At 62.3% G+C, this 12,103-nt stretch carries 9 protein-coding genes and 2 pseudogenes; all 11 read left to right on the top strand.

The annotated features are described in order from the left end of the window. Positions 1-8: 8 nt before the first annotated feature. On the top strand, positions 9-1,052 hold the full coding sequence (gene virB11, locus WDC87_RS14150) for a P-type DNA transfer ATPase VirB11 (RefSeq protein WP_188240850.1): 1,044 nt from the start codon (positions 9-11) through the stop codon (positions 1,050-1,052). A gap of 15 nt (positions 1,053-1,067) precedes the next feature. Next, positions 1,068-1,532: pseudogene (locus WDC87_RS14145) on the top strand (lytic transglycosylase domain-containing protein); the annotation flags it as partial. A gap of 562 nt (positions 1,533-2,094) precedes the next feature. Continuing rightward, positions 2,095-2,517 carry a TrbC/VirB2 family protein gene (locus WDC87_RS14140; protein WP_033833163.1) on the top strand — a complete coding sequence of 141 codons (423 nt, stop codon included), beginning with the start codon at positions 2,095-2,097 and terminating at the stop codon, positions 2,515-2,517. Continuing rightward, positions 2,510-2,818, top strand: a complete 309-nt coding sequence (locus tag WDC87_RS14135) for a VirB3 family type IV secretion system protein (protein ID WP_012480639.1) — start codon at positions 2,510-2,512, stop codon at positions 2,816-2,818. The genes WDC87_RS14140 and WDC87_RS14135 overlap by 8 nt, the downstream gene beginning before the upstream one ends. Before the next feature lie 84 nt (positions 2,819-2,902). Continuing rightward, a complete protein-coding gene (locus tag WDC87_RS14130) occupies positions 2,903-5,350 on the top strand; it encodes a VirB4 family type IV secretion/conjugal transfer ATPase (protein WP_252744525.1) in 2,448 nt (815 codons plus the stop codon). Between the two features lie 51 nt (positions 5,351-5,401). Then, complete coding sequence (locus WDC87_RS14125; RefSeq protein WP_188240852.1) at positions 5,402-6,202, top strand: hypothetical protein; 801 nt, start codon at positions 5,402-5,404, stop codon at positions 6,200-6,202. Positions 6,203-6,276: 74 nt separating this feature from the next. Next, positions 6,277-7,416: a type IV secretion system protein gene (locus WDC87_RS14120; RefSeq protein ID WP_242015799.1), complete on the top strand. Its 1,140-nt coding sequence runs from the start codon at positions 6,277-6,279 to the stop codon at positions 7,414-7,416. Between the two features lie 972 nt (positions 7,417-8,388). Then, positions 8,389-8,940 carry a DUF4189 domain-containing protein gene (locus tag WDC87_RS14115; protein ID WP_242015800.1) on the top strand — a complete coding sequence of 184 codons (552 nt, stop codon included), beginning with the start codon at positions 8,389-8,391 and terminating at the stop codon, positions 8,938-8,940. A 320-nt stretch (positions 8,941-9,260) separates the two neighbouring features. Further along, on the top strand, positions 9,261-9,797 hold the full coding sequence (locus WDC87_RS14110; protein ID WP_088497922.1) for a hypothetical protein: 537 nt from the start codon (positions 9,261-9,263) through the stop codon (positions 9,795-9,797). A gap of 57 nt (positions 9,798-9,854) precedes the next feature. Next, positions 9,855-10,859: an XVIPCD domain-containing protein gene (locus tag WDC87_RS14105; RefSeq protein WP_151354628.1), complete on the top strand. Its 1,005-nt coding sequence runs from the start codon at positions 9,855-9,857 to the stop codon at positions 10,857-10,859. A gap of 96 nt (positions 10,860-10,955) precedes the next feature. Next, a pseudogene (locus tag WDC87_RS14100) lies at positions 10,956-12,057 on the top strand (hypothetical protein). The last annotated feature ends 46 nt before the right edge of the window (positions 12,058-12,103 follow it).

The following is a 12,103-nucleotide window of genomic DNA, read 5'->3' as shown; positions in this document are numbered from 1 at the left end:
GAACAACCATGGACGCCGAAGTGTCACCCCTCGCCCTCGTTTCCAGCGATTTCCTGCGCTATCAGTACGAAGTGCTGGGCATCGCCGAGTACATGACATCCCCGGAAGTGACGGAAATCTGCATCAACCGTCCCGGTGAGCTGTACCTGGAAACCCGGGCCGGGTGGCAGCGGGTGGACGTGCCGGGCCTGACCTTCGAGCGGGCCCGGCAGTTCTGCACGGCAGTGGTGAACGAGAGCAACACCGGCCAGCGCATCACCGATGCCGATCCGGTGGTGTCGCTCACGTTCCCCACCGGCCAGCGTGCGCAGTTCGTGATTCCACCTGCCTGTGATGCCGGCAAGGTTTCGATCACGATCCGCCTGCCGTCCAAGCACACCAAGTCGCTCACCCAGTACCACGAGGATGGTTTCTTCAACCAGATCCTGGAACAGGATGGCAGTCTGAGCGAGCAGGATCGCGAGCTGCTGGAGCTGCGTCATTCGCGAGAGTACGCCGAGTTCTTCCGGCGTGCGGTGATGTACCGCAAGAACATCGTGGTATCCGGTGCGACCGGTAGCGGCAAGACCACCTTCATGAAGGCGCTGGTCAACCATATCCCGGACAACGAGCGCCTGGTCACCATCGAGGACGCGCGCGAGCTGTTCCTGACCCAACCCAACGTTGTGCACCTGTTGTATTCCAAGGGCGGGCAGAGCACCAGCAATGTGACGGCCAAGAGCTGCATGGAAGCCTGCCTGCGCATGAAGCCCGAACGCATCATCCTGGCCGAGCTGCGCGGTGACGAAGCGTTCTACTTCATCCGCAACTGCGCGTCCGGCCACCCGGGATCGATCACCAGCTGCCATGCCGGCAGCCCGGAGCAGACGTGGGATCAGCTGGCGCTGATGGTGAAGGCCTCGGCGGAGGGTTCGGGCCTGGAGTTCAACGTGATCAAGCGACTGTTGATGATGACCATCGACATCGTCGTGCATATCAAGGCGCATGCCGGCTCGCGCTACATCACCGGCATCGACTTCAATCCTGGGCGTGCCCAGGGGCAGGAGGGCTGACCAATGCTGCCAGGACTGGAAATGATGGCGTGCCCGGAAATGGCCGTCTCGATGGACGTGATGCAGCACGTCATCAACGTGGAATCGTCGCGCAACCCCTATGCCATCGGCGTGGTCGGCGGCGCCCTGGTGCGCCAGCCCAAGGCTCTCGACGAGGCGCTGGCCACCGTTCGCATGCTGGAGGAGAAGGGCTACAACTTCTCCATTGGCCTGGCCCAGGTCAACCGCTACAACCTGGGCAAGTACGGGCTGGATTCCTACGAGAAGGCCTTCCAGCAGTGCCCGAACCTGCAGGCGGGTTCGCGCATCCTCGCCGACTGCTACAAGCGCTCCGGTGGTGACTGGGGCAAGTCGTTCAGCTGCTACTACTCGGGCAACTTCGAGACCGGCTTCCGTCACGGGTACGTGCAGAAGATCTATGACTCGATCCGCCGCGGTCAGCAGGTCGCAAGCAACGGCGTCGCGCCGATTGACGTGGTCAGCCGTGGTGAGCGTCGGGTGGTCAGGGTCGAACATCATCCGCAGACGGCCTCGCCGGCCCAGGCACGCATCGTCGCCCAGGCCAGTGCGCCGGTGTACGTGCCGTCCAATGACCCGGCCCGGGCCTACACCGTTTACCCATCCACCGGTGCGATGGCCCGCGGCAGCCTGCTGAACATCGCCGACCAAGCGGTATCGCGCGTGGTGCTGGGTTCGGTCGATCGAATGATGCAGCCACAGGCGCAGGGCGGAAACGACATGCCGCAGCAGGCTCCGCAGCAGTATCAGCAGCCTGGTGCGGCGCACGGTGGGGCAGCCACGCCGCAACAGCTGCCCGGGATGGCTGCTGGCGCGAACGCGCCGGTGATGCTGCGCCCCTGGAATGAGCGTAACGCGCCGGCAGCGGACACCCAGAATTTCTACAACGCACCGGCGCCCCGTGCGCCGGTGCAGCAGATTCCCGCAGGGGATGCGGCCTTCGTGTTCTGACGAAGTCGTGGTGCGACCGGTCCCCCGGCTGGTCGATTCAGTTGTGTTAGTCCATCAACAAGGAAATCAATCCATGAAGCGATTCAATCTCGACCTCGTCCAGGCCCAGCGCACGCTGAAGACCATGCTGATGGCCGTCGCATTCGCAGGTGCCGTGTTCGCTCCCCAGGCCCTGGCAGGCGGTACCGACTTCGGCGGCACCGATGGCAAGGTCTGCGGCTTCTTCTCCAACATCAACGGTCTGCTGAACATGGCCTCGATCGCCGTGGTCACGATCGCCGTGATCTTCGCCGGTTACCAGATCGCATTTGCCCACAAGCGCATCGGTGACGTGGCCCCGATCCTCATCGGCGGTGTGCTGATCGGCGCGGCAGGCCAGATCGCGCGCATGCTGCTCGGCAAGGAGGCTGGCAGCTGCGACAAGGTCGGTGGTGGCGACGGCGCTGGCATGGCGTTTGAAATGATCAAGCACGCCGTCCAGTACTACAGTGCATAAGAACGTCCTGTTCCGGGGCTGCACGCGCCCAGCGATGTTCCTGGGCGTTCCCTACCTGCCATTTTTCATGGTGGCGGGTGGGTTGTTGCTGCTGAGCATGTACACGAACTTCTGGTTTCTGCTGACCATCCCGGTGGCCATTTTCATCATGCGGCAGATGGCCAAGCGTGACGAGATGATCTTCCGCCTGCTGGGCCTGCGCCTGATGTTCAAGCTCAAGGTGCGCAACGTGCAGGAGCATGATGGCATGTGGGTGTTCAACCCGAATCACTACCGCAACAAGCCAGCCCCCAGGGATTGAGGGCTGGATCCGGCCAGGCGGGCGTTGAACGCCCGCCTGGCCAACTCCGCATCTTTGTCGGCAGTACCTTTTGGAAGCAGTCGTATGTTCAACCCAGATACCTCCATCAGCGAATTCATCCCCTTGTCGTCGCACGTGGCTCCGAATGTGGTGAAGACCACGGGCGGCGACTACCTGTTGACGTGGCACCTGGAAGGGCTGCCGTTCGTGGGGCGCGAAGAATGGGAGCTTGAGCATCGGCACAACACCTTCAACCGGTTGCTGCAGACGCTGCGCGCGCCGGATTTCGTCAACGTTGCCTTCTGGGTGCATGACATCCGGCGCCGTCGCACCCTGAAGGGAAAGAGCTACTACAAGCAGCGCTTCAACCAGGATGTGTCCGACCAGTACATGGGCATGCTGTCCTCCCAGCGCATCATGCAGAACGAGCTGTACCTGACGATGATCTATCGCCCGGTGGTGGCGGGAAAGCGCTTCGTGGAGAAGTCCGCGAACGTGGACAAGCTGCGCGCCGAGCAGGAGCAGGCCGTCGAGAAGCTGATGGAGCTCGCCGGCAACGTCGAGGCTGTGATCCGCGACTACGCGCCTTACCGGCTCGGTATGTACGAAGCCAAGAACGGCGTGGTGTTTTCCGAAACGCTTGAGCTGTTCGGCTACCTGATCAACCGCATCGATGAGCCGGTACCGGTGCTGTCGGCGCCTGTGAAAGACTATCTTCCGGTCAGCCGTCATATGTTCTCGGCCAAGACCGGCGATTTCGTGATCAATACGCCCAATGGCGTCAATCATTTCGGCGCGATCCTGAATGTCAAGGAATATGCCGAGGGGACCTATCCGGGCATCCTCAATGGTCTGAAGTATCTGGACTACGAGTACGTCATCACCCATTCGTTCAGCCCGATGGGGCGTCAGGACGCATTGAAGGTGCTGGACCGGACCAAGGGCATGATGATCTCGTCGGGCGACAAGGCGGTCAGTCAGATCGTCGAACTCGACCAGGCGATGGATCATCTGTCGTCAGGCAACTTCGTGCTGGGCGAATACCACTTCATCATCGCGGTGTATGGCGACAGCCAGGCGAAGCTGTCGCAGAACGTGGCCTCGACCCGTGCCGAGCTGTCCAACGCCGGTTTCGTGTCGACCAAGGAGGATCTGGCAGTCACCTCGTCGTTCTATTCGCAGCTGCCGGCCAACTGGCGCTTCCGCACGCGGCTGGCCAACGTCAGCTCGCTGAATTTCCTCGGCCTGTCGCCGCTGCACAACTTCGCCACCGGCAAGCAGCACAACAACCCGTGGGGCGACTGCGTGACCACGCTGCAGACCACCAACGGCCAGCCGTACTACTTCAATTTCCATGCCACCCATCCATCCGAGAATTCGCTGGGTGAGAAGGCGATCGCCAACACCATGGTGATCGGCAAGTCCGGTACCGGCAAGACCGCGCTGATCAACTTCCTGCTCAGCCAGGTTCAGAAGTACGAACCGTCACCGACCATCTTCTTCTTCGACAAGGACCGTGGTGCGGAGATCTTCGTGCGTGCCTGCGGTGGCAATTATCTGGCCCTGGAGAACGGTGCGCCGACTGGCTTCAACCCGTTCCAGTGCGAGAACAACGAAGCGAACGTGCAGTTCCTGGCCGACCTGATCAAGGTGCTGGCCGGCAAGCGCGAGTACAGCGCCCGCGAGGAAGAGGACATCTATCGTGCGGTGGAGAGCATGCTCGATACGCCGATGCATCTGCGCAGCATGACCAACTTCCAGAAGAGCCTGCCCAACATGGGCGACGACGGCCTCTATGCGCGCATGCGCCGTTGGACTTCGGGCAATTCGCTGGGTTGGGTCTTCGACAATCCGATCGATACGGTGGATCTGAGCAAGGCCAACATCATCGGCTTTGACTACACCGACATCATCGACAATCCCGAAGTGCGCGTCCCGGTCATCAATTACCTGCTGCACCGCCTGGAATCGCTGATCGACGGTCGACCGCTGATCTATGTAATGGACGAATTCTGGAAGATCCTGGACGGCGAGGGTGGCCTGAAGGAGTTCGCGAAGAACAAGCAGAAGACCATCCGTAAGCAGAACGGCCTGGGCATCTTCGCCACGCAGAGCCCGGAAGACGCGCTGAAGAGTGATATCTCCGCTGCCCTGATCGAGCAGACCGCCACGCTTATCCTGCTGCCGAACCCGAACGCCAGCAAGAGCGACTACATGGACGGCCTGAAGTTGACCGAGGCGGAGTTCAAGGTGGTCACGGCACTGGACGAGCGCTCGCGCTGCTTCCTGGTCAAGCAGGGCCATGCCTCCAGTGTCTGCCAGCTCAACCTGCGTGGCATGGACGACATCCTGTCGGTGATCTCGGCCTCGACCGACAACATCGACATCATGCATCGGGTGCTGCAGACGGCTGCAGTCCGCAATCGGATCACCGTGGATGAGCTGACGCCGGAGCAGTGGCTGGAGGACTTCTACAAGAACCGAAAGGGCTCTGGTAGAGACAAGGCCTCTGCCAAAACCGATGCGGCTTGAAAGCCCTGGATCAGACAGCGCCGAATGAAATCCATTCCCCTGGAGAAGAACATGAGCATGACATCCCGAATTCACAAGCGCCACCGCGGTCTGCGTCAGAAGCGCCTGGCAGCCATCCTGCTGGGGAGCATGGTCATGTTCTCCGCCACGTCGGTTTCGGCCGGTGGCTACCCTGTTATCGACTTCAGTAATCTCGCGCAGGCGCTGAAGGATGTTGCCCAAGGAAAAGCACAGCTCAAGGCTGATGGGCTGGAGTATGCGGCTCAGGTTGATCGCTGGAGAAGGACGTTCCAGGAATATCAGAACGCGCTTGTCCAGATCCAGGGCATGATCAACAACTTCGGCTTGCCGCCAGGCGCCACATTGGAGCGGGTTCCAGACGACTATATGGTCGCCGACCTCTGCCGTACATCTGCGGGCTTCAGCGCTGGCAGCCTGCTGAAGAAGTTTGTGCTGGATACCTCCGGTGATCTCTACGCGCAGCAGCAGCAGCTGTGCGTCAACATCCAGATGATGGAAAACCGGAAGCGCAACGAGACGGTGGATTTCATCGAGAAGACCATTCCCAGTATCAACGCGTCGTTGTCTGAGATCATGGGCTGGCGAGGCGGCGCCGATGGCAATCTTGCGGGAACTCTTTCGGCCGTGAACAGTGACTCCCTGCGTACGGCAAACGATATTTCCAAGCTGCAGCAGGAGTGGGAGGCGCGCATGCGGTCCTACGACGCCTATCAGGAGTCAATGATGGCCAATCAGCGCGTGCTGGCGCGCGTGGCATTGAAGGGCAAGCCGGGCGTCATCTCGCAGCTGGTCAAGACGGCTGCATTGGAACGCGCTTTGCACGTCGACTGACGCCGCTCGGGGCAGGTGCATAGGCACCCGCTCCATGAGGTTGTCCGGTAGGGATACATCAAGGGATTGCGGAAATGATCAGGTCGATTGCCAATTTTGACTTCAATGGCGGATTCCAGGATTTGATGGGGCACGTTGCGCGTGTCCAGTCGATCGGGGATTTCGTGTTCTTCAAGTTCATCTTCGACTTCCTGCGAAGAAAGATAAACAAGTTCGGCATCGACATGATGGGGGAAATGATGCAGTGGGTCGGCGGCATCGCCCTCACGCTCATGACCCTGTGGGTGCTGGTGCAGGGCTTCCGCATCGTGACCGGCCGCAGCCGGGACTCAATGATGGTATTGGTGACAAATATGGCGCGTGCGGCGTTGATCGTCAGCGCGGCCACCACGATGGGCGCGTTCGGCACCAATCTGCAGAGCTTCCTCACCCACGACGTCAAGGCAGAAATCACGAAGGTTGTGACGGGCTCGAACGAGTCACCCGAAGCTCAGATCGACAAGAGCCTGGCATGGATGCAGGTGGCGCTTTCCAGTATCGACGCCATCCAGATCATGAATGACGGGGAGCTGCTGGAGGACAAGAAGCGGGCACTGTTCTTCATCGGCATGGGCACCGCAGGTCCAGCCATCACCGCTGGTGCGATGCTGATGCTGTATGAAATCGCCATGGCGCTGTTCATCGGCTTTGGCCCCCTGTTCATCCTCTGCCTGTTGTTCGACCAGACCAAGCAGTTATTCCAACGTTGGCTGTTCTACGGCATCGGCACGATGTTCTCCATGGCCGTACTTGCAGCGATGGTCTCCATTGCACTGGACATGGTGGTACGTGTAGCGGCCACTTTCTGGACCACAGCGCTGGTGCAGGAGTTCATCCTCAAGGAAAGCATGTCCGACGGCATGACCAGCCAGGCGATGCAGCAGGGAGGCATGGGCCTGATCCTCACCGCGTTGATCCTGACTACACCCCCAATGGCAGCGATGTTCTTCCAGGGTACCCTGGGCACCTTCATGGCATATTCGCAGATAGGCGGTGGCGCAAGTGCCTCGCCGAGTGCCGATGGTCGTCCGCCGGGCATGTCGGCCCCGCCGCCGGCGCCGTCGGGAGATCGTGGTTCGGTGGGGGCGCCTGTCGCAGCAACCTCCCCTGTTGTCAATAACGCGATTGCTCCGACTCAAAGCCCAGGTATGCGAGGAAATGCAACAGCTCAATGAGTTGTGAGACTGAGGCGCCGTGAATTTTCAGAGATTCAAGACAATGGCCGATTTCAAACCTTTACGCGGTAATCCGGCGTTCGTGACTCTGACGCTGCTGTTTGCTGCACTCCTCGTTGCCAATAACGCCAATGCGGAGGGCCGATGCCCGGCCGGCCAGTACCCCATCGGCGATCAAGGGGTGGGGGGGTGTGCCCCCATCCCTGGAGCGGGGGGGAGCGCCCGTGGGGCGGAACCCGCTGGCCAGTGGCATAAGACGTGGGGTGCCATTGCTTCCTCGCCCAGTACGAACGAAGCAGGCGTGGCGACAGGGAGGGCGACGAAAGAGGATGCGGAGCGTGTCGCTCTCGAGGGATGCGGCATGCGCGCTGCTCGCGACTGCCGAATACTCATCGCGTACCGAAACCAGTGCGCCGCTTGGGTCGTTCCTCAGAGCCAAGGCAATGGGGCGCGTGGTGGCGTTGCGAGCGGTCAAGACTTGAAGGAAGCCATTGCGCAGGCACAAAAGATCTGCGTGGATCCGGCTGGAACGCAATGCAAAGTCGCCTACTCAGCGTGTTCTGAGCCGGTCTATGAGGCGTTCTAGCTAAAGGATCCTGACGGCCAGTATCTGGAGCGTGTTGATTTCTCAGGGCAACGGCTAGGGCAAGCTTCGACATGCCGACGTGAAGGCGATATTGGTGCGACGGCGTCTATGTGATCGCCAGTAGCTTGCTGTGCCCCGGCTCTATTTCAACTGGGTGATTTACTTCAGTCTAGCCTGCGTTGATGCACAGTCTGACGCGATTGACCTTGAGCGTTCAGCGTGGCTGCGCGACCATGGGGCTTGCAGAGCACTCCGGTTGGAATCGCCGAGTTCTCCAATGATCTGGTACCCGGCCAGCCTGGGCCTTGTTTGCTCTGCGGAGCCCTCCCAATCCGGGAGGCAAGTTTGGGCAACGATCGTCCGCTCAGGCCGTCCCACCTTTCACAATGGGCAGCAAAGGGATGAGTCTCCCCATGAAACGAATCCACCTCGCTTTCCTCCCGTGCCTGCTGATTGCAGGCATGTTGCCATTCAACGCGCTTGCCGAAGGCAACTGCCCGCAGGGCATGTATCCCATCGTTGGCCAGGGTGTACAGGGCTGTGCACCCATTCCGGTGAACAGCTCGGGCTCTCCGTACAACAATCGCCCCAGCTGGGCGCAGACCGTGCGCGGCGTGGCAATGGATGCCCGCGGCGATACCTTCATCAGCAACTCGATGCGTTCGCGGAGCAAGGCCAAGCGCGCATCCATGAAGGAGTGCAAGGAGTTCGGGAAGGGCGAATGCACATTGGCGACCCTGTTCCAGGCGCAATGCGTGGCGGTCGCCCACGCGGGCCTGGGCACTGAAACCACCAGCGTTGCCACCGCCATGTCCGAACAGGGAGCGGTCATTGTCGCTATGCAGCAATGCAACGCGAAGGCGGCATGGAGGCAGCTGCCGCAGGGGCAATGCGGGATCGCCAGAACGGCCTGCACGGCAGATCTGTTCATCAGGTAAGGCGCCATTCACGCTAAGCCTCGTTTTCTGTGATCAATTCCGCTTTTCGATTTCCTCGGACTTCGACGCGGCAGAACGCCTCGCGGTAAGCTCCTCGCGCGTCATGAAAATGACGCGCCAGTGCCGCCGAATGCAGGAGTTCTTCCGTCCAATGAGGACTCTGTCAGCCCCTGCATCGGGTAACGCTCGCCATCATCGCTGTCTTGCCGTACGCAAGGCTATGATCCCTGTCCGCGCGATCGCGGATAAGCCGGAGTACCGCATTCCGGCTGGGCAGGGAGGCGGGTATCGGCATGACCACATTGAAGGAGTGGGAGGGGATGGAAGACAGGGTTGGCGCACACATGGACGATGCCCTGGCATTTGTTCCGTCCGGTGCGAACCTGCTGGAAGCCGTCAGGGGCGAACTCAACGGCGATGGCATCGAGTATCAGCTGCTGGTCATCGACCAGCCGACGCCGGAAGGGCTGGTGCCCGGCCAGCACGGGCCAAACCGGGTGCTGCTGTTGCTGCGCGGTGATGGGCGCGGGCGCTGGCAGCTGGCCGCGCGCAACGACAAGCTGGTGCCGTGTTCCACCCGAGGTGGCCTGGCCGGCGACCCTTTTGCGTATGCAATGGTCGAGAAGGGCACCTTCAGCGTGATCACCAACGGCGGTAGCCGCGAGCGCTGGAGCAGCACCTACCGGTTCCGCTATGCGCCCGCGGACGAGGCCTGCTGGGTTGACGGGGTGAGACGCAAGGTCGTGGATATCGAGACCGAAGCGACCAACATCCGGGATTACTCGGCGGCGGAGCTGGGCAGGGTGAGGTTCGAGGACTTCGACCCATCCAGTGTTGCCGAGGTGTCGCTTCCATGAGCCAAGCTCCAACCGGCGGAAGGGAATCCGCGCTGATGAAGATTCAGGAGTTGCACTGTGTCGACCGATAGAGAGTCGCAGCTGTTGCGACAGGCGACCAAAGCCGGCATCGACTCCCCGCTTGAACTGGCCAATTTCATGGCCCAGGCAGGGCACGAGTCGCGCGGCTTGAGCCGGCTCAACGAGAGCTTCAACTTCACCCGGGGAATCTCGCAGATCCCGGTGGAGGCTGCATGGCGCAATGGCAACGCCGCGTTGGAGAGCGCCCGCCAGGAAGCGCTGCGTGGTCGCCCGGAAAACCTGGCTGAGCTGATGTACGGCGGGCGCATGGGCAACGACGCGCCTGGTGACGCTCTGAAGTACCACGGCCGCGGCTATCTGCCATTGGTCGGCAAGGAGAATTACGAGCGTGCCGGCAAGGCGCTGGATCTGGACCTGGTGAATCACCCGGAGCTGGCAGCGCAGCCCGAGCACGCAGGCCGTATTGCCGTATGGCAGTGGCAGACACGGGTGCCGGAGGGGGCGCGCCATGATGTGCGAGAAGCAACTTATGCGCTCAACGGCGCGCTCAATGGCATCGAGGCGCGCCGGCAAAGATTTGAGGTCTGGCAGCAGAAGTTGACGCCGGACGTGATGGCGCGACTGGATCGCGGCGAAGTCGGTGCGCCGGCGCAGACCATTGCACGCGACATGTCGCATGCCGGTGAGCCCGGCAACGCATTGTTCGAGGATGCGCGCCGGCACCTGCAGCAGATGGGGCCACAAAGTGGACTGCGCAGTGCACAGGAGCTCGACAATACCGCTGGCGCATTGGCGCTGGGGGCGCAGAAGGCCGGCCTGTCGCGTATCGATCATCTGCTGGCGGGTAGCGACGGCCGTACGCTGTTTGCAGTGCAGGGTGCGCTGGGTGATCCGGCCATGCTGCGTGCGTCCGTTGACCGGGAGCAGGCCTCCCAGCAGCCTCTGGCGCAGAGCAGCCAGCAGTTGGCGGCTAGTGTTGCGCAGCAGGATCCGACGGCCGCGCTCGCCCGCGAGCAGGAGCAGCGTTCTCGATCCCTGTAACGCCGATGCCGGCGGGCAGGGTGCCCGCTGGCGCTTTACGTACGACGCGTGGCGCCCTGTGGCGCCGACATGGAAACTAACCCGTAAGGACACCACATGCGAATCGTTCCCTTGAATGCCCTGCAAGCCGCTGCCCGCTGCAATGCATCCGCGCGCCGCCTGCCGCCGCTCTGGCTGCTGTCACTTGGACTTGCCGCAGCCTCGGCACAGGCTCAGGAGGCAGCGCCGCCCGTCGCGGAAACGCACGCCACGGCACAGGCGATCGCTGATGCGCCTGCAGGGACGGCACCGCCTGCCGCCGTCGAGCCAACCGTTCCCGCGGTAGCACCCTCACCGCCCGCATTGGCCATCGTGCCGTTGCCGCCCGAGCAGGCGACCGAGCGGGCGCTCGGTGCCCGCTGCCCGGTGGATCTGGCCGGGCGGCTGGCGACCCAGGGCGACCTGCTGATTGGCGCCTGCCAGGGCACCATGCCGGCGCATCTGGCCGCGTTGCTGGTCGCGCTGCCCGTGCAGGACATCCACCTGCCGCGCAGCTGGCGCGAGCGTGAGGTGCGGCAGAAGGCCTGGTTCAAGGCGGTGCCGGGCTACGGCCAGCGCCCGGACTTCATCGTGCGGATGGGCGACATCTGGGTGCGTTCGCTGAAAGGGCGCGACGCCGAGAGCACGTTCTACCTGGTGTCGGCGCCGTTCACCTGCAGCGACCAGGTTGCCAACCGGGATGAGTACGGCGCGGAGCCGGTCCGCGTACCCGCAGGTGATTGCCGCGAGGCTTATGTGGCCCAGCGTGTGTACCAGGTCCGCGGGGATGCGGCGCCGCGGGATGTGACCGCCGATGCCATGCCGACGATGCCCCCGGTCACGGAGGCCGATCGTGCGCGCCAGCTGTCGCGTGAGGGACGGATCAGCCTGGACTACAGCAAACTGCAGTATGGCCCGGCGATGCGCTGGTTCGTGCAATACCCGGAGACGGCGCAGAAGGGTGGTCCGCGCGCCTACAGTGACTTGGAACCGTGAGCACATCGCGTTCGTGGTCTGGACCGGTGATCGCTTCGAGCTGCGCGAGAAGGTCGCGCGCGCGCAGTGGCCCTGTGACCCGGTGGCACCCGGCGATCGCGCCTGTGGCGGATTCCCGGATTCCGGGCCCGATCTGTTCGTGACGGCCGGAGCATCCGTGCCAATGGCAGCGTCCAGCCCCTGAGCCGGAGTTTCGAAGTGATGCGGGAGCCGGGCTGACCGGCTCCCTC

Source organism: Stenotrophomonas maltophilia group sp. Smal12, assembly GCF_037079935.1.
GTDB classification, from domain to species: Bacteria; Pseudomonadota; Gammaproteobacteria; order Xanthomonadales; family Xanthomonadaceae; genus Stenotrophomonas; species Stenotrophomonas sepilia.
This window is presented reverse-complemented; position numbering and strand designations above follow the sequence as displayed.